The sequence below is a fragment of the Cyclobacterium salsum genome, from assembly GCF_010119245.1.
GTDB classification, from domain to species: domain Bacteria; phylum Bacteroidota; class Bacteroidia; order Cytophagales; family Cyclobacteriaceae; genus Cyclobacterium; species Cyclobacterium salsum.
Genome location: NZ_WNKG01000008.1, coordinates 156,100 through 174,032, shown reverse-complemented (window position 1 = coordinate 174,032; position 17,933 = coordinate 156,100). Strand labels below are relative to the sequence as shown.

Annotated in this window: 15 protein-coding genes; 8 read left to right on the top strand and 7 right to left on the bottom strand. The window is 46.9% G+C overall.

The features are described 5' to 3' along the window. Positions 1-18: 18 nt before the first annotated feature. On the top strand, positions 19-1,668 hold the full coding sequence (locus GJS45_RS15555) for a Na/Pi cotransporter family protein (protein WP_162342785.1): 1,650 nt from the start codon (positions 19-21) through the stop codon (positions 1,666-1,668). 446 nt (positions 1,669-2,114) lie between these two features. On the opposite strand, the gene GJS45_RS15550 is transcribed toward GJS45_RS15555, so the two are convergent. From GJS45_RS15550 to ppgK, 4 genes are all read right to left on the bottom strand, one after another. Beyond that, entirely contained in the window at positions 2,115-2,942 is an 828-nt protein-coding gene (locus GJS45_RS15550; RefSeq protein WP_162342784.1) for a universal stress protein, read from the bottom strand. A gap of 207 nt (positions 2,943-3,149) precedes the next feature. Then, positions 3,150-3,752, bottom strand: a complete 603-nt coding sequence (locus tag GJS45_RS15545; RefSeq protein WP_202928096.1) for a 3-keto-disaccharide hydrolase — start codon at positions 3,750-3,752, stop codon at positions 3,150-3,152. A 268-nt stretch (positions 3,753-4,020) separates the two neighbouring features. After that, positions 4,021-5,037, bottom strand: coding sequence for a phosphotriesterase family protein (locus GJS45_RS15540; RefSeq protein WP_162342783.1), 1,017 nt, complete (start codon positions 5,035-5,037; stop codon positions 4,021-4,023). Further along, positions 5,034-5,789 (bottom strand): polyphosphate--glucose phosphotransferase, encoded by a 756-nt coding sequence (gene ppgK / locus GJS45_RS15535; RefSeq protein WP_162342782.1) that lies wholly within the window; start codon positions 5,787-5,789, stop codon positions 5,034-5,036. The genes GJS45_RS15540 and ppgK overlap by 4 nt, the downstream gene beginning before the upstream one ends. Before the next feature lie 258 nt (positions 5,790-6,047). Between ppgK and GJS45_RS15530 the strand changes: the two genes are divergently transcribed. Beyond that, positions 6,048-6,350, top strand: a complete 303-nt coding sequence (locus tag GJS45_RS15530; RefSeq protein WP_235954798.1) for a sugar phosphate isomerase/epimerase family protein — start codon at positions 6,048-6,050, stop codon at positions 6,348-6,350. Positions 6,351-6,394: 44 nt separating this feature from the next. Here GJS45_RS15530 and GJS45_RS15525 read toward each other — a convergent pair whose 3' ends face one another. Both GJS45_RS15525 and GJS45_RS15520 read right to left on the bottom strand, forming a co-directional pair. Next, positions 6,395-7,408, bottom strand: coding sequence for a pirin family protein (locus tag GJS45_RS15525; RefSeq protein WP_162342781.1), 1,014 nt, complete (start codon positions 7,406-7,408; stop codon positions 6,395-6,397). Positions 7,409-7,484: 76 nt separating this feature from the next. Then, positions 7,485-8,204 carry a hypothetical protein gene (locus GJS45_RS15520; RefSeq protein ID WP_162342780.1) on the bottom strand — a complete coding sequence of 240 codons (720 nt, stop codon included), beginning with the start codon at positions 8,202-8,204 and terminating at the stop codon, positions 7,485-7,487. A gap of 250 nt (positions 8,205-8,454) precedes the next feature. On the opposite strand from GJS45_RS15520, the gene rfbA reads away from it, so the two are divergent. The 6 genes from rfbA to GJS45_RS15490 all read left to right on the top strand — a co-directional run bounded on the left by rfbA (position 8,455) and on the right by GJS45_RS15490 (position 16,443). Continuing rightward, positions 8,455-9,330, top strand: coding sequence for a glucose-1-phosphate thymidylyltransferase RfbA (rfbA, locus tag GJS45_RS15515; RefSeq protein ID WP_162342779.1), 876 nt, complete (start codon positions 8,455-8,457; stop codon positions 9,328-9,330). 225 nt (positions 9,331-9,555) lie between these two features. Continuing rightward, a complete protein-coding gene (locus tag GJS45_RS15510) occupies positions 9,556-9,915 on the top strand; it encodes a response regulator (RefSeq protein WP_162342778.1) in 360 nt (119 codons plus the stop codon). A 255-nt stretch (positions 9,916-10,170) separates the two neighbouring features. Beyond that, the gene (locus tag GJS45_RS15505; protein WP_162342777.1) at positions 10,171-10,749 is read left to right on the top strand and encodes a TetR/AcrR family transcriptional regulator; all 579 of its coding nucleotides are present in this window, start codon (positions 10,171-10,173) and stop codon (positions 10,747-10,749) included. Between the two features lie 28 nt (positions 10,750-10,777). Further along, a complete protein-coding gene (locus tag GJS45_RS15500; protein WP_162342776.1) occupies positions 10,778-12,115 on the top strand; it encodes a TolC family protein in 1,338 nt (445 codons plus the stop codon). A gap of 16 nt (positions 12,116-12,131) precedes the next feature. After that, entirely contained in the window at positions 12,132-13,229 is a 1,098-nt protein-coding gene (locus GJS45_RS15495; RefSeq protein ID WP_394366594.1) for an efflux RND transporter periplasmic adaptor subunit, read from the top strand. Positions 13,230-13,266: 37 nt separating this feature from the next. After that, complete coding sequence (locus tag GJS45_RS15490; protein WP_162342774.1) at positions 13,267-16,443, top strand: efflux RND transporter permease subunit; 3,177 nt, start codon at positions 13,267-13,269, stop codon at positions 16,441-16,443. Between the two features lie 84 nt (positions 16,444-16,527). On the opposite strand, the gene GJS45_RS15485 is transcribed toward GJS45_RS15490, so the two are convergent. Then, complete coding sequence (locus GJS45_RS15485; RefSeq protein ID WP_162342773.1) at positions 16,528-17,925, bottom strand: arylsulfatase; 1,398 nt, start codon at positions 17,923-17,925, stop codon at positions 16,528-16,530. Positions 17,926-17,933: the final 8 nt, after the last annotated feature.

Below are 17,933 nucleotides of genomic sequence, written 5' to 3'. Positions count from 1 at the left end.
CTATTTTTATCCACAGTTATGCAAGGAGTATTCGATTATTGGGAGTTTCTCGCTGGGATAGGTTTATTTCTTTGGGGTATGAGTCAGCTGGAGTTGGCCCTTAAGGAATTGGCAGGAAATTCCTTTAAGAATATGCTGCATACCTATACCGACAAAGCATGGAAAGGTATTTTGGTTGGGACGTTGATCACGGCCATTTTGCAGAGCAGCTCCCTGGTGACCCTGATGGTACTGGCTTTCCTCGGAGGTGGGATGCTCCATCTGCGAAACGCACTGGGAGTGGTACTGGGAGCCAACCTGGGAACCACTTTCACTGCCTGGATCGTCGCTACTTTTGGATTTAAAATTAGCGTGGCCGATTTTGCCTACCCCTTCCTGGCTATAGGTGTTATGACCTATTTGCTGAACAATAGCCGGCCTTTTCTCAAAAATACAGGCATGTTTTTATTGGGGTTCGGCCTGCTGTTTCTGGGCCTGGATTACATGAAGCTAGCCATCGATGCGTATGCTTCTGCCGTAGATTTGAGTGCATTCAGGGAGTACGGACTTTGGTGGTACCTGGTATTGGGACTAGTGGTTACTGCCATGATCCAATCCAGTTCGGCCATGATTGTCATCGTTTTGAGCGGGGTCAATGCGCAGGTGATCGGTACGGATCATGCTTTGTCCATGATCATAGGAGCCAATATCGGGACCACTTTCACACTGATCCTCGGATCCGTGGGGGGCACTGCAGATAAAAAAAGACTGGCACTGGCTAATTTTGGTTTCAACTTTCTGGCAGGAATCTTTTGTTTTTTCTGGATCGACCAGTTGATTTTTGCGAGCAGTTATGTTTTTGATCTAACAGACCCTTTGATGGAACTGGTGCTGTTGAATTCCCTGGTAAACGGACTGATGATCCTGGGGTTTTTCCCGTTTTTATCGCCCCTGGAGCGCTGGTTGAAGCGGAGATTTCGCTCGGATATCCCCAAAGGAAGGTCGAGGTTTGTCAAAAACGTCCCCCTGGACCTGCCATCGGTGGCCCTGATGGCCCTTGAGAAAGAATTGGATGGAGTGTTGAAAAACACGTTAAAGTTGGTGTGGAAAATCATACACAAGCAGAAGGGCCCCAAAAAGGATGCCTCTGTCTGGCGAAAAATTACCTTTCAACCCAAGAATTTACTTCAGGATTACCAGCAACTTAAAGACCTGGAGGAGGAACTTTTTCAGTTTGCCCTGGGCCTGCAGGAGAAAAACCTGAGTCCCGAGGAGGCCAATCGCTTGTCTGAGTTGACCGATACCCTGCGCCTGTTGGTGGTTGGAGCCAAGGAATTCAAAGATGTCATCCATAACCTGAAAGAAATGGAGGACGCTACCGAACCGTTTGTAGGGGAGGTGTTGGCAGAGGTGCAGGAAGAGGTGAAAGATTTTTTGACCGTTTTTGAAGAATACCATGGACTGAAGAAAGCGGATGCCTTTACGCTACATACCGTGGAAGAAAAACTCAAATCCAATTATTCAGCACGTATCCATTCTCTCTATAGCCACCTCAGGAACAAAAAAACCGATGTGAGCCTATCCACCCTGGCTAATGTGATCCAGCAGGTTTTTTCCGGTCTGGGACTGATTTGGGAAGGCATCGGGTCCATGCGAAAGAAAGTGCCCATGGAAGAGGAGAAACAATGAGGTTGTGACAGGCCAGGGATTTAGGAGTTTTGGCGGGATTGGGCCATGCAATAGGCAAACCTCTATAGGCAGGTATATCCAAATTTCTTCATTCAGTCAACGGAATTAGACTATTCTCCCAAACATTCCGAACCGAAGGTTTATATATCTATTTTGCCCGAGGAATACAGGATGCCCATTATAGACTTATCAAAACGATTTTCCTCCCATTTTCCGATCAAGAAGTTTTCCGAAAATTTTCCTTCCGACATGCCTATCGTTGGAGAAAAACCCATGCTGCCGGAAACGCACTTACGGCATTTCAACCAGGATACAAATCCAATATTCCTTTACGGTCATGAATAGCTAATCGGTCCTTTTTATTAAACGGGCTCCTTAATAAAAGCAAATGGGGGAATAAGAAAAGGCCAGGATTGTCCTAAAACCCTGGCCTAATTCAAAAGTACTTATTCAAATTTCACACTCAAAACAGGAATGTCTGTTTTGAACAGCACCGTGTCGGTAACGCCAATCTGATAGGAAGCGCTGGATTTTCGCACGTTGGAAGCGATGCCGATGATCCCGGCATTTTCTTCCTCCGCAAATGCCACAATTCCTTTTTCTGCCTCCTCATGATTGTAAATATGCCGGTGGATAATCAGATCTTCCTGACCGGTTGCATAATTTCGCATCAGTTTTTCCGCTCTAGCGCTATCGGTAAATTTCGCAGGTGTATTGATGTATAGGAAATAAACCGAGGCTCCGATGGTTTTGATCAGGGGCTTCATTCGGGAAAAAGCGGGCCTGCTTGCCTCATTGAACAAAGAAGCAAAAACCATTTTTTTCATCGCCCTTCCATCCAGTACCTTCTTTACGGCCAGTACAGGACAGTTTGCCTGGCGCATCACCTTTTGGGTGGTCGATCCAATAAATTTACCTTCTTCGTAGCCCCTTCCATAGGCACCGATAACGATTAGGTCGGCTTTCTGTTTTTCGGCCAAATCGACCAGCACCTGTCCGGGCACACCTATTTCTACAACGGCCTCTATGGGAGTACTTTTCACCTTATGGTTTGCGATGAAGGATTTTAGCTTATCTTTTGCCTCTGCTTCCAGGTCAATAATTTGCTGATGTTTGGCCTTCTCGGTTTCGGATAGGTTTTTCCAGTCCAGGTCCGAGTTGATGGCGTTGATACAGGTGATGGAAGCATCTCCCTTTGCGGCAATTTTCGATGCCGTTAGAAAGGCGTTTTCACTATAGGGAGAAAAATCTACGGGAACAATAATGCGTTTCATGGTGATCGGTTTTTTTGTTAAAAGCTCGTTTTATTTCGATGGACAGCTAGCACTGATTTTTTTGAGGACTACCTGTTTCGCCCATCTTCTTCATTGATACTGTATTTCAAAATAAACAAAATGCTTTTTAAAAAAACATGATCCAGGTCAGTAATAAACCTGATAGTTTCCATTGTTCTGTTCGCAATGGTTTCTGAAACCTGATTTTTACAATTTACCCACCTGGATATTTTTGAAGGCGATGCTCATCTCGTTGTTGGGATGGAGTTGTAGTCCGATAGGACCTTTTTCAGGCATGTTTTCAGAAGTATAGGTCATTACTTCCTCTCCATTTAGCCAGACCGTGTAGGTTTGGTCTATCACTTTCACTTTCATGGTGTTCCATTCGTCTGTTTTGAGAAGCGCTTTTACTCCCTCCGCTTCTACAGGGTAGGATTTTCCAGGAATGTAAGGGGATCCAGTCATGTCTCGCTGAAGGGATCCGGAGATGCCAATTTGTATCTGATCTTTGTCAGAGCGCAAGAATATACCGGAGTCTACGGTTCCTTTGCCCATTAGAAAGTCCATTTGAACGATAAAATCGCTGTATTCTTTTTTCGTCCATAGCGTGGAGCCGGTTTTGCTGGGATCATTCGCTACGGAGATCATGCCGTTTTCCACGGTCCACCAAATATTGTCCTCCGGTTCAACGGTCCAACCTTTCAGGCTTTTACCGTTAAAAATTGATTTCATTTTCACCTCCTGAGCATGGGTCATGTTGATCAGGAATAAGGCGATCAGCAAGCTGGGAAGAATGGTTCTGATTTTCATTTTGATTTGGGTTTATATGCTTAAATTGATTCTATTGAATTATATGTGTTCGTGTTAGGTAACCTATTCTTGTTAAAGAAAAGCATTTCGATTTAAAGAAACAGCATGTTTCGTACCAAAGGTTTTCCGGCAGGGAAACTATTTCCTGATCAGGTCCCATTTTATTTGACAGGCGCAGTAGTCCGGTTTTAAATAGTTAAACCATGAAAACCCGATTTGTATGTTAGTTCTTTTAAATTCATGGGGATTCGATGTTTGGGTAGATGGTTCAATTACCAGTATAGGCTCTTTTTCGAACAGAAAAGGCATTGGCCGGATTTTTTACCAATAATTGATTTATGTCTTCTTCGGTAAATCCATTTTTCAGGAGCAAGGGAATGAATTGAGTGCTGATGGTGGAAAAGTCTCTAAAATCGCCTCCATCTTCTTCTCCAGGCCGATACCAGCCAGCATCGTGGGAAATCAACACCTGCTCCAGCCAGCCCTGTTCCTTGAGGTAGCGGAGCTTTTCCAGGTATTCCTGAAGGTTGGAGGGCTGTATGCCATCCAGACTAATCCAGGCTCCTTCCGCTGCAAGGGAGGAATAATTTTCCTTATTAGGTTCATTTTGGGCATGTACCCATATAAAGGCACTCGGATGAACATCGTTCGCCTTTAATAAAGCTACTTGTTGCTTTGCGGGGAGGAATGGCCCTGTATGGGAAGCGATGGTTAGCCCCGTTTGCTTATGAGTCAGTGCGGCAGCCAATATCAGTTTTTGATGCAATTCGGAAAGGCTGCCGCTGTTTACACCGATTTTAATAAAGCCTGGTTTGATGCCGGTTTGTCCAATGCCGTTTTTCCATTCATCTGTCCAGATCCCGGCGAGGGTTTCGGCGGAGGAAGAAAAGGCATGCGCGGGCAAGTAGGCATTGTCCACTGCTCCGTAATACCCAGTGTTGGTAAGAATTTGAATGCCGGTTTGTTCGGAAAGGTGCCGGAGTAATTCCGGGTCTCTTCCTAAATAGGCTGGGGTACAAGAAACGAGGGTTTGGATTTTCAGGGCTGGCAATGCCGCTACAAAAGGCCTTACTTTCTCCACCACCGCAGACCGATCCCAACGGGTAGCGGTGATTTTATCGGCACCGATAAAGTCCACCAGCAGGTGTTCGTGGATCAAGCTTCTACCCATTTGATTGGCAGGAATGGGACCCCCCACGGTCATGATCTCCTGATTCTGACCAAATCCTGCCGGTATCCAGCCGGATATCGTAAGAATGATCAGCAGAAGGAGCGGATTTTTCATGAAGTCTCTGGATTTAATTTTAAGTATGCTGCCATGGCGGCTCCGATAATTCCTGCTTCGTTTTTATTTTCTGCGACGATTACTGGAACATCTATGGTGATCTCGTTTTCAAATTTATCCAGCTTTTTGCTGGCCCCTCCTCCCAAAATAAATAAATCTGGAGAAATAATCCGCACCGTATGTTTCAGGAATTTATTGAAGCGCTTCCCCCAGGTTTTGTAGCTAAGGTTTTCGTTTTTACGGGCCGAGTCAGCGGCAAAATATTCGATAATCTGTCCGTTTTTATAGTAGATACGGCCCAATTCGAAATTGGGAATCAATTGCCCATCATAAAATACTCCGGTACCCAGTCCGGTTCCGATGGTAACCGTTACGACCAGCCCCGTTTTTCCGCTGCCCGCACCAAAGGTCATTTCAGCCAGGCCGGCAGCGTCGGCATCATTGATCACAGTGACCGGTAGCCCGGTTTTTTCGGAAAACAGCCGATCCACCTGAACGCCCACCCAGCTTTTGTGGATGTTACTTTTGGTCATGCAACGACCGTTGTTCACCACCGTAGGGAACCCACAGCCTATGGGGCCTGTCCATTCAAAATGGTTCACCAAGGTCTGCACGGCTTCTGCCACGCTTTCCGGTTTGGTAGGTATGGGTGTAGGGACCCTGAACCTCTCTGCTGTCAATTCCCCGGTTTCGATATTTACCGGGGCGGCTTTGATTCCAGACCCACCTATATCCAATCCTAATATTTCCATTCAAAACTATTTAGTATCCAACAAAATTTTATTTTGGCGACTCAAGTTAGCAAAAATTAGCCTGATTCCATTCCTTACCAGGTTTAAAATGCGAAAACAAAAATATTCATTCTTAAAAACATAAATTCTGGCTAGATTTACTCCTTAATTAGGAAGAGATCACCTTACCTCTAACCAAAGAAACCAAATAACCATGCAAACTACCTATCAGCGAAGATCGTTCTTGAAAAAATTGAGGGAAAGGTAATGTATGATTTTATGCTTGAAAACACCGATCCGGACCTTTTTTGCATGGAACTCGATGTTTACTGGGCAACCAAAGGAGGCTATGATCCGGTAGATTACTTGAAAAAATATTCCGGAAGATTTCCATTGCTACACATCAAGGACGAAGAGGAGATCGGGCAAAGCGGGACCATGGATTTTGAGCCCATATTCAAAGCCGCTTATGCTCAGGGAATGAAAGGGTACTATGTGGAGGTGGAACGGTACAATTTTGAACCGGTAAAAAGTGTGGCCATGAGCTACGAATACCTGGCGAACTCGAATTACGTGAAATAATAAAAAAACCGGCGAATTCCTTCGTCGGTTTTTTTAAACAATTTCTATTTTATTTCTTCTCTGCCATCGGCGTGAATGGCGAAGCGCCCTCTTTCTTTAGGATGGGTATGTTCGTGGGTTTTCCAGGGCCATCCCCCAAATTGGGTTCGTTGGAATTCGTATACGGCTTCCTGGATTTCCTGATTGCTGTTCATGACAAAGGGGCCGTGCTGAACCACTTTCTCACCCAGGGGTTTTCCCTGCAAATAAAGAAAATAACCCGTTTCATTTCCGTTACGTACTTCCAAGGCATTCCCCCCTGCCAGATCGATGGAGTGCTCCTTTGAAATACGTTCTCCCGCCGTCTCCATATGGTCTCCTGCATAGAAGAAGAGACTTCTTTCGATTCCCGCTCCTACTTCTGGAAGAGTGAATTGGGCTCCTGGCTCGGCCGTAATAAGCCAGATCGCTACCTCATTGGCGGGATCAGCTGCGTAAGAATCCGGTGCAGGAGCCAAGGCCTTTATGTTACCTAACTGCCCTGCGATTAGCTTAAAATGACTGGCCTTTCCCTGCTCATCCCGGACAATCTTTACAGGAATATCCTCGTTCCACATCATTTTAAAATGCGCCGGCACGTTTTTATTTGCCTGAGGTAGATTGAGCCAGATCTGAAACAAGTGCAGGGGGTTTTTACGCTGCTCATTTAGCAGGGGAAACATCTCCGAATGCATCACTCCCTTCCCGGCGGTCATCCACTGGGTATCTCCATTGCCAAACCTTCCGGCAGCTCCCAGGGAGTCAGAATGGTCTACCAGTCCTTCCTCTACAATGGTAACCGTCTCAAAACCCTTATGGGGGTGGGCTGGAAAACCTGGCACCTTGCTTCCATGGTACATGCTCCAGCCATCTTGTCCTGAAAAATCCTGACCGATCTGTCTTCCATCCAGACCAGTCAATGGGGACATGTCCGGCGTTCCTTCCGGAAACACATCCTGATGATGGGCACAGAATAAAAACGGATCTTGTGTTTGCCAGTGAAATCCCAATGGTCGGATAGCTTTAAGTATTGCTGTCATAATTGGATTATTTATGTGTATATACATGTAATAATCCCGATTTTCGTCGTTTAGTTCCCTTATGGAAAAATAATTGTTAATCGTAGCCTTTTAGCGGATTGAGGTAATGCCTGAATATAAGCTGTCCGGAAACCGGATAGTCATTGAAGCGGTTAAACCCTTCGTTACCGTCTAGTTGGTCTGAAAAAGTCATCAGCAGGTTTCCTTCGAAGGCGATATCTGTATACAGGTTTAAGCGATAACTAAGGCCCCCTTTGACAGGAATGTATCCCACGATCCGGGAGTTATTGCTCCTGGCAGGTCCATTGGCTTCCAGCCGGGTTTCCTCGTTTAAATTGAGTAGTAGGCCCAATCCAGTCCCCATATATACGTTCACTCGTTTGCGCTGAGTATGGTTTTCAGAACCGAAAATATGGAGCGTAGGCATCAGGTCCAGGTAGATCATGTTGTTTTTGCTGCCAACGGCTTGACCGGTACTTCGCCAGGTATCAATGACCTGAGGGGTAAAATAGTCCTGATCCTGACTCCGCGTGTGTTGGTAGCCCAGGTTAGCATTCAGATTGATATTGGAGTGGATTTTTCTGCCGTAGGTCAAGGAAACCGCAGGACCCGTCTTGACATCCAATCCCCGAAACCGACCAGCGTTATCCGCATACATGGCTCCCAGACCCAATCCGACTTGATAGTACTGGTTTCTTGAAACCTTTTCCTTGTAAAAATTTTGACTTGAAACCGTAAATGGGAAAAACAGGGCTGCTGCAAGCAGGAAAGGGATTGTGGAAAGGATTTTTTTCATCGTCTGCTTTAATGTTGATTGGGTACAGGTAGTAACGGTTAAAATTACCATTTCTTACGGATAAATTGAATTTAAGCACAAAAAATGGATGAATTAGAGGAGAAATTTTAGTAGGAAGGAAATATTACCTATTTTAGACACGGGTAGGGTTTGGAACAGGTACATCCGGGTTGCTTGCGGAATTTCCCCTGCCCCTACTATTTTAGATTTTGAGCTGATTCAGTATAATTTTGAAATCAATTATGTTTTTATGAAAGGAATTATTTTAGCTGGGGGTTCCGGCACACGCCTTTATCCTTTAACTATCGCTGTTAGCAAACAGTTGATGCCGATATACGACAAGCCGATGATCTATTACCCCCTGTCCGTCCTGATGATGGCGGGGATTCGGGAAATTTTGATCATCACTACTCCGGAAGATCACGATGCGTTTCGGAAATTACTGGGGGATGGTAGTCAGGTTGGCTGCGATTTTCAGTTTGCCATTCAGCCCAAGCCCGAGGGGCTGGCCCAGGCCTTTATTATTGGGGAGAAATTTATCGGCAATGACAAGGTGGCTTTGATACTGGGAGACAATATTTTTTATGGGACCGGCTTGTACCGCACCTTAAAAGAACATACGGATCCGGAAGGGGGTGTGGTATTTGCCTATCATGTCAACGACCCCCAACGATACGGAGTAGTGGCGTTTGATGCGGATTACAAAGTGCTTAGCATCGAAGAGAAGCCGACTTCTCCAAAATCAAATTTTGCGGTGCCCGGTTTGTATTTTTACGATAATGAAGTGGTGGAAATTGCCAAAAACATCCGTCCCAGCAGCAGAGGTGAGTTGGAAATTACGGACATTAATAATGTGTACCTGAAGAAAGACAAGCTTAACGTAGCCATTCTGAATCGGGGAACGGCCTGGCTGGATACCGGCACCCATCAGTCCCTGCTACAGGCAGCCCAGTTTGTGGAAGTCATAGAGGAACGGCAGGGGCTGAAAATAGGCTGCATCGAAGAGATTGCTTATCGAAATGGATTTATTAATCAGGAAAAATTACTGGAATCAGCCGAAAAACTGGGGAAAAGCGGCTACGGAGAGTACCTCAAAAAGCTGGTAAGCCAAAATTTAAATTTTTAGCATGCGATCTTTGCCGGTTTTTGACATGTTTTTTTCGTCTATTAGACGCTTTAACTTCCAGGGTCCGGCCGGGATAGCTTGCCTCCATTGGGGTTAAATACAAAAAACAATATCTGAAACGCATAAAAAATAATAAAAAAACGCTCTGATTTTTGGAGGTGTTTGATTTTTATTTTATGTTTGTACTAATCTATTTGTTTTTTGTAGTGTAATAATTGTATTTCAATGGTAGATATTGTTTTGGTTGACGACGACAGGGTAAGCACATTTGTTACGGAAAAATTCATTCGTAAAAGTGTAAACGGCCCCTATCGGATTCACACTTTCTATTCAGCGACAGAGGCCTTGATTAAGGTAAAGGAAATCCGTCCACAGTACTTATTTCTCGATTTGATCATGCCTCAGATGAGTGGATGGGATTTTTTGGATCGGTTTAATGCAGAAATAGTAGGTTCTGAAATTTATATTTTAAGCGGCTCCCTGGATAAGACTGACCGTGAAAAAGCCAATGCAAACAATAAAGTAAAGAAATTTCTTTCCAAACTATCCGTTAAGGAAAGCATCCCGGAGATTTTCCGGAATTGAAGTCTTTTTGTAGGGTTTAAGATTAATTTTTGATCGAAAGTACATAGGTCCCGGGCACTGTCCGGGACCTATGTTTTTAACGATCTGATTCCCCAAACCATCAGGGCAATTTCAGGGTAAAAAAGCAACATGTTAGCGAAATAGGCTCGGAATTCGCCCGGCATTCACCCGACATTTACCTAAAGATGCAAAAAAAGCAGCGATCCGGGAACCTTCTTATACTAAAATTGATTGAACGTTCATTCACTAGCTCAAATGGAACCGATTCAAGATAAGAAAACCCTGTTATTTGAAAGTGCGCTGGAGCTGATCCGGGTGCATGGATTTCATGGTACCCCTGTGAGCAGGGTCGCCAGGGAAGCCGGGGTGGCGGCTGGTACCGTGTATACTTATTTTAACAGTAAAGATGAAATGATCCTGGAACTATATAAATACGTAAAGCTCAAGGTACTGGCCGAGGTGTCGACTAAAGACAATCCGGAGCTCCCATTTCAGCAGCGGTTTTTCGCCTTTTGGGATCACCTTACTTCGCTATACCTTTCCAAACCTGCATTTCAAAGTTTTATGGAGCAATTCGTCAGCAGCCCCTATAATACGCCCGAACTTCAGCAATCTACGGACCTTTGGGGAGCCTGGTTGGGGAAGTTTTTTGAGCAGGGGGTTGCGGTAGGGGCATTAAAACCCCTTAGCCCTCAGATTCTGGCCATAATGGTGATCGGTAGTGTTATTTCCCTAGTTCGATACCTTACCTATTTTAAATCCAAAACCCAGTCTGTGAAAGGGGAGCTGACGCAAATCCCCCAAATGGTTTGGGATGGGATTAAAAACCATTAATGCTTCTTTTTTAAACCAATCATTATCGATGAACAATTACCTCAACCTTCTCCTTCTTCTGTTTCTGGGGATTGCTCCGGAAGTGAATGCTCAGTCCGACTCCATTCAGACGAATGGATTAACGCTACCCGAGTTGGTGGATTTTGCTTTGCAAAATAGTCCCGGAGTGCAGCAGTCCGAGTTGGATCAGCAGATCGGGGAGCGCCAGATCAAATCCAGCCTGTCGGGTTGGCTTCCTCAGGTCAGTGCGAACTATCAACTCACCAACAATCTCAAACTCCAAACGCAGCCTATCGGCGATGAGTTGATTACGTTTGGTCAGCCCTTTGCCAGTAACTTTAATTTCTCCGCTACCCAGACCTTGTTTGACCGGGATCAGTTTTTTGCCTACCGGGGTGCCGGGCTGGTAAAGGAGGAATTGAGTCAGTCACTGGAAACCAACCGCATCAATACGGTGGTGATTGTTGCCAAGGCTTATTACGATATCCTGCTGACATACGAGCAAATCCGGGTTTTGGATGAAAACATGGTTCGGCAGGAAAAGCAATACCTGGACGCGAAAAGCAGGTATGAGGCCGGGTTGGTAGACAAAACCGATTTCCAGCGTGCAAGTATTAGCCTGGCCAACCTTAAAAGTGACCGCAACAGGGTGAATGCATCGCTCAGTGCCAAGTATGCTTACCTTAAAGAACTGGCGGGTTTCCCACAGGATGAGGAACTGGCATTGAATTATGCTTATGAATCCCTGGAGCAAACCGCCCATTGGGAGGAGGGCTTTGATTTTAATTTGGAGCAACGGGTGGAATACCAATTGGCCAAGACCCAATTGGCTACAACCGAGCTGAACACCAAGTATGCGCAATGGGCCTTTATCCCGTCCCTAAATGGGTTTTATAATTATAATTTCCTGTTTTTTAACCGGGATTTTTCCGGGCTATACAGGCAGTCGTTTCCCACTTCCTCGGTAGGGCTGACCCTGGCCATACCACTATTTCAAGGAGGCAAGCGAGTGCAAGAAGTCAAGATTGCCCGGCTGCAGCAGGACCGTGCGGAACTCGGTCTTCTGGACTTTGAAAAGCAACTGTTTACCGAATACGAGCGGGCACTGGCCGACTATCAATCCAGCTATTATGAGTGGAAGACACTTCAGTCCAATAAGGAATTGGCCAGAGAAGTCTATGAAACCATCAAACTGCAATATGACGAAGGGGTGAAAGCCTACGTAGACCTTATCGTAGCGGAAACGGAGCTTCGTACGGCCCAGTTGAACCATTACCGGGCACTTTTCACGGTGCTATCCAGTAAGCTTGACCTCATGCGGGCCCTGGGTCAGATTAATCCTTCATCCATCAATACTTCACTTTGATACAAAAATGAAACATGTGATACGCAATTCTTTCGTCCTGTTAGTTGTCCTGGCAATGATCATGTCAAGCTGTGGTGGTTCTGGCGGTCAAACTGCTGTGGCACCACCGCCTGTATCGGTCAGCACCCATCAGGTAGCCTCAAGGCCGGTAACCGGTCTGGACAACTATCCGGCCACCTTGGTAGCCGTCAATGAAGTAGAAATCCGGCCTCAGGTAAGCGGCTATGTTACGCAGATTTTTGTAAAAGACGGGCAGAAAGTCAGTCGGGGACAAAAGCTGTACGAGATCGATCAGAGCAAATACCTGGCTGCCAAAAATCAGGCGGAAGCCTCCCTCGCATCGGCGCAGGCAAATCTGGCCCGCGTAGAAAAGGACGTGGAGCGGTACGAGCGGTTGGATCAAAAAGAAGCCATTGCCAGACAGGTGCTGGACAATGCCAGAGCGGAACTTTTGGCGGCGGAGGCCCAGGTTCAGGCGGCAGAAGCCCAGGTAGCCTCTGCAGGTACCGATTTGCAATACACGTTAATTACTGCCCCATTTGCCGGACAGGTGGGCATTTCCCAGGTACGGGTGGGAGGCCAGGTTTCTCCGGGACAGCCACTCCTGAATACCATTTCTTCTTCCGGGCCGATTCAGGTGGACTTTGTTATTAATGAAAAGGAAATTCCTCGCTTTAACCGGCTGATGAATGCCGGAAGCAGTCCCGATTCGCTTTTTACGCTCCGGTTGGGTGATGAATCGGTTTATCCCTATCCGGGGAAATTGGTTGCCATGGACCGGGCGGTAGGAAGGCAGTCCGGGACCTTGAACGTGCGGGTAGCGTTTCCCAATCCGGAAGGCATGCTCGTGCCAGGGATGACCGCGACGCTGCAGGTAGTAAATCAGGATTACGGAGAGCAGGTAGTGATTCCCTATAAGGCTGTCACCGAGCAAATGGGGGAATATTTTGTCTATGTGGTCGCCGCTGACAGCACGGTGTCCCAGCAAACGCTTAGCCTGGGAACTGTTTTGGGACCGGAAGTAGTGGTTCGGGAAGGGCTGGACGCCGGACAGAACATCGTGGTAGAGGGCATCCAGAAGCTCCGACAGGGGGCTAAAGTGCAACTCCAATAATATATAGGGGCAGTTTTTTTACATAAAAGTCAGGTTCATGATCTCAGAAGTATTTATAAAACGGCCGGTTTTGGCCATGGTGATCTCCATCGTGATCGTGCTGGTAGGAGCATTGGCAGCACTCACCCTTCCGGTGACACAGTACCCGGATATCACACCGCCGGTGGTTTCTGTTTCGGCAAATTACGTGGGTTCGAATGCCCAGACCGTGGAACAAACGGTGGCTACTCCCATCGAAACGCAAGTCAATGGAACCCCCGGAATGGCCTATATCAGCTCCAATAATACCAGTACGGGACAGATGCAGATGAACGTTACCTTCGATGTGGGAACGGATATTGATATTGCCACGCTGGATGTTCAGAACCGGGTCAGCATCGCAGAGCCTACGCTACCGGAAGCGGTGAGGAGATTAGGAGTAGTGGTACGAAAGCGAAATCCCAGTATCATGATGGTGATCAGTATTTTCTCGCCGGAAGGTACCCATGATCCCAAATTTCTCTCCAACTATACCAATATTTTTATTAAAGATGCCCTTCTGCGGGTAAATGGGGTAGGAGATATCAATGCTATCGGACAGGATTTTTCCATGAGGATATGGTTGCGCCCTGATAAGATGTCTCAATATGGAGTCTCCACCGCTCAGGTGAATCAGGCCATTCAGGAACAAAACCTGCAGGTCGCTGCCGGCACCGTGGGCGGTATGCCCCAATTTTCCTCCCAGGCTTTTGAGTATCCTATTACCGTGAATGGTCGCCTGGAGGATGAGGCAGAATTTGAAGATATAATTGTACGTAGCAATCCCGAAGATGGATCGCTGATATATCTTAAAGACATTGCCCGGGTGGAATTGGGGCAATTTGATTATAGCCGGTATTCAACGGTCAACGGCAAGGAAGCGGCCATTCTTTTGGTCTATCAGGCTCCCGGAAGCAATGCGGTAGAAACAGCAGAGGGTATTTACGAAGCCCTTGGAAACCTCAAGGAAACCTTTCCGGCAGATGTAGATTATATCGTACCTTTTGAATCGGTATCGGTTGTGGAGGTTTCGATCAACGAGGTCATCAAAACTTTTGCCGAAGCCCTGCTTCTGGTTATTGTCGTGGTGTTTTTATTTTTGCAGAGCTGGAGAGCTACCTTGGTTCCGATTTTGGCCATTCCGGTTTCGATAATCGGCACCTTTATTTTCTTTGTGCCGCTTGGTTTTACCATCAATACCCTGACCATGTTTGGATTTGTATTGGCGATTGGGATTGTGGTGGATGATGCGATCGTGGTGGTGGAAGCCGCCCAGCATTACATTGATCGTTTCAAGCTTACTGCCAGGGAGGCTACGCGGAAAGCCATGCGGGACATTACCGCTCCGGTAATTGCCATCGCCTTAATATTGGCAGCGGTTTTCATACCGGTAGGATTTATTCCGGGTATCGTGGGTAGGATGTACCAGCAGTTTGCGATCACCATAGCCATTTCGGTATTGATTTCCGCTTTTGTGGCATTGACACTTACGCCGGCACTTTGCAGCTTGCTTTTGAAGCCTTCCCCGGTACATGAAAAGAGCAGGGGACTCAACCGGTTTTTTTATTGGTTCAATAATTGGTTTGCCCGGGTCACCGGAAAATATACCGGAGGGGTGAATAGCTGGATAAAAAAAACACCCCTGGCCCTGGTGATGCTGGTGGTGATAGTCGTCGGCACCTTCGGATTATTTCAGAACAAACCGACCGGGTTTTTGCCTACCGAAGATGAAGGAAGGCTGTTTGTCTCTGTGGAGTTGCCCGAGGGAGCCTCCTCCAGCAGAACCCGGAAGGTGATGGAAGACATGACCGAATTGATCCAATCGACCGATGGGATTAACAACCTCACCGGAATCGGAGGTTTAAATGCCATCAATTTCTCCTTTAAACCCAATTCGGCTACCTTCTTTGTACAAATGGATCCCTGGGAGGAGCGAAAAGACCCTTCCCTTCAATTATTCGGCTTGATCGCGACGCTGAACCAGAAGTTTCAGGCAATCAAAGAAGCCAATGTAGTGGTAGTCCCCCCGCCCGCTATCCCTGGTTTGGGGCAGACGGGTGGTTTTAGTTTTATGTTGGAACAACGTGCGGGTGGAGACGTGAAAGAATTGGAGCAAGTAATGGGACAATTTCTTCAGGAAGCCAATGCCCGACCGGAAATTGCAAGGGCTTTTAGCTTTTTTACGGCCAAGACCCCAGGGTACCATGTGGAAGTGGACCGGGAAAAGGTGAAAAAGCTGGGAGTCTCCCTTACGGATGTATTTGGTACCATGTCCGGTCTGATGGGTTCCTCCTATGTTAACGATTTCACGAAATACGGTCGGAATTTCCGGGTGGTCACGCAGGCAGACACAGCCTATCGGGCCGGAATGGATGATTTGGAACAATACTACGTATTGAACCGGCAGGGTGCGTCGGTACCACTATCGGCACTTGTGAATTATGAGGTGGTGGAAAGTTCGCCCGTGATTTCTCATTACAACTTGTTCCGTTCGACGGAAATCAACGGAAATGCGGCACCGGGCTACAGTTCGGGGCAGGCCATTCAGGCCTTGGAGGAAGTAGCAGCAGAGGTGCTGCCGGAGGGGTATGGGTACGACTTTTCAGGCCTGAGTCGGGAAGAGATGGCCGCAGGCAATAGTACCATTTTGATATTTTCCCTTGCTGTCATTCTCGTTTCCCTGCTTTTGGCAGCCTTGTACGAGAGTTGGTCTGTTCCTTTTTCGGTATTATTTGCCTTGCCACTCGGGGCTTTTGGAGCCATTCTGGCATTGACGTTTTTACCGCATCTGGACAATAACGTGTATGCCCAGATTGGATTGATCACCCTGATAGGACTGGCTGCCAAAAATGCCATTCTTATTGTGGAATTTGCCAAGGATCGGGTGGATAGGGGCATGCCCTTGGTCCGGGCGACCCTAGAGGCGGCAAAACTTCGTCTACGTCCGATTATCATGACATCCATGGCTTTTATACTTGGCGTGGTACCCTTGGCATTGTCCAATGGAGCCGGGGCCGTAGCCCGGGAGACCATTGGCTGGACAGTGATTGGGGGCATGTTGGCGGCAACGTTTTTGGCCATTTTTTTTGTACCGGTGCTTTACGTGGCGATTACCCGTGTAGCCTATGGGAAAAAGGAGTTGAAACGCCTGGAGGATAACGCCGATACCGAATGGATTGAAAGCCATCATAGTTAATGGCATGTTGCATCCTGTCTAATAGGCTTCAGGGGATTGGGATTTCCCCTGGAGCACTTTGTCCGCGAAAAAAGTAAACCCGGCTTACCAGTCTTTTTTCCAGATGGGGCCGCCCTGGTATTTTTCCCCAACGGGATATCTTGGCGAAGGAGTAACCTCCGTTTCCATGAGCCGTTCTATTTTTTCGACCAGCTCTGGATGATCTCCGGCCAGGTTATTGGTTTCAGCGATATCCTTACTTAGATCGTAAAGTTCGAGCGGCTGGTTTTTTCCATTCCGAATGCCTTTCCAGTCACCCAGCCGGATGGCCTGATCGTACCGATCTCGGGTGTGGCCAAAATCCCAATAAAGGATGCGTTCATTTGGAGGAAGCACATTCCCTTTTAATGCCTCAATGGCCGAAATTCCGTCCATTTCTCCCGGCAAGGAAGTATTGGCCAAACTAGCGAATGTGGGAAGCATATCCTGAAAAGCGATCACCTCATCTGATACCTGGCCAGCAGGAATGACTCCTGGCCAGGAAGCGATAAAGGGAACTCTTATGCCTCCTTCATACAGGTCCCGCTTAAACCCTTTCAGCCGTCCGTTGGTTTTAAATCCTTTCCAGGTGGAACTATGGCCGCCGTTGTCCGAGGTAAAAATGACCAGCGTGTTATCCCGCATTCCCATGGCCTCGAGAAGCGCAATGATTTTCCCAACGTCTTTGTCCAGCCGGTGGATCATGGCGGCGTATTTTTTGGCTTTTTCTGGCCAATCTTTGTTCGCATAGGGGGCTGTAGTGGGTACGGTCAATCCGTGTTCATCTTCTTCCTTCGATGAAAAATGGGGTAATGTATACGCTACATACAGAAAGAAAGGACTGTCTTTTCGCTCCCTGATAAAGTTAAGGGCGGCATTGGTCAGGATATCATGGCTGTAGTGATTTCTCAGAATAGGGTTATCTGGCAGGTGAATTTTCCGTTCGTCATGATCGAGATAGGTAGGGTAATAATAATGGGCATGGTCCTGGTTCAGGTAACCCGTCCAGGTATCAAATCCCATATTTGTTGCCCGGCCCTCTGTCTGAGCATCACCAAGGGACCACTTGCCGACGCCCCCGGTCCGGTATCCGGCATCTTTTAGTACTTGCGCTAAAGTGATATCGTCATCATGCAGGTATGTTGGATAATGGGGTACATTGTCTCTGGCAACCGTATGACCATTATGCAGACCAGTCATTAGCACACTCCTTGAAGAGGTACAAACTGGCCCTCCGGCATATGCCTGTGTAAACCGAATTCCTTGTTCGGCAAGCGCGTCTATATTCGGGGTGTGAATTAGCTCTTGTCCGTACACGCCAATATCTCCATATCCCAAATCATCCGCCATGATGAAAAGGACATTGGGCTTGCTTTCGGTACCGGATTGCTGAGCAAATGTTGCCGCTGTAATTAATGAAAAAAGCCAAGATGAAGCCAGAAGGATTTTAGGGTGTATAGGCATTTTTGGTT

What these genes read in the sequence shown, in the direction of transcription:
- GJS45_RS15520 (WP_162342780.1), bottom strand. Translation starts at nt 8,204, where the DNA reads ATGAAAAAAATCCTTTCCACAATCCCTTTCCTGCTTGCAGCAGCCCTG.
- GJS45_RS15555 (WP_162342785.1), top strand. Translation starts at nt 19, where the DNA reads ATGCAAGGAGTATTCGATTATTGGGAGTTTCTCGCTGGGATAGGTTTA.
- GJS45_RS15550 (WP_162342784.1), bottom strand. Translation starts at nt 2,942, where the DNA reads ATGAAACGCATTATTGTTCCCGTAGATTTTTCTCCCTATAGTGAAAAC.
- GJS45_RS15530 (WP_235954798.1), top strand. Translation starts at nt 6,048, where the DNA reads ATGCTTGAAAACACCGATCCGGACCTTTTTTGCATGGAACTCGATGTT.
- GJS45_RS15490 (WP_162342774.1), top strand. Translation starts at nt 13,267, where the DNA reads ATGATCTCAGAAGTATTTATAAAACGGCCGGTTTTGGCCATGGTGATC.
- GJS45_RS15485 (WP_162342773.1), bottom strand. Translation starts at nt 17,925, where the DNA reads ATGCCTATACACCCTAAAATCCTTCTGGCTTCATCTTGGCTTTTTTCA.
- GJS45_RS15505 (WP_162342777.1), top strand. Translation starts at nt 10,171, where the DNA reads ATGGAACCGATTCAAGATAAGAAAACCCTGTTATTTGAAAGTGCGCTG.
- rfbA (WP_162342779.1), top strand. Translation starts at nt 8,455, where the DNA reads ATGAAAGGAATTATTTTAGCTGGGGGTTCCGGCACACGCCTTTATCCT.
- GJS45_RS15545 (WP_202928096.1), bottom strand. Translation starts at nt 3,752, where the DNA reads ATGAAAATCAGAACCATTCTTCCCAGCTTGCTGATCGCCTTATTCCTG.
- ppgK (WP_162342782.1), bottom strand. Translation starts at nt 5,789, where the DNA reads ATGGAAATATTAGGATTGGATATAGGTGGGTCTGGAATCAAAGCCGCC.
- GJS45_RS15510 (WP_162342778.1), top strand. Translation starts at nt 9,556, where the DNA reads ATGGTAGATATTGTTTTGGTTGACGACGACAGGGTAAGCACATTTGTT.
- GJS45_RS15525 (WP_162342781.1), bottom strand. Translation starts at nt 7,408, where the DNA reads ATGACAGCAATACTTAAAGCTATCCGACCATTGGGATTTCACTGGCAA.
- GJS45_RS15500 (WP_162342776.1), top strand. Translation starts at nt 10,778, where the DNA reads ATGAACAATTACCTCAACCTTCTCCTTCTTCTGTTTCTGGGGATTGCT.
- GJS45_RS15540 (WP_162342783.1), bottom strand. Translation starts at nt 5,037, where the DNA reads ATGAAAAATCCGCTCCTTCTGCTGATCATTCTTACGATATCCGGCTGG.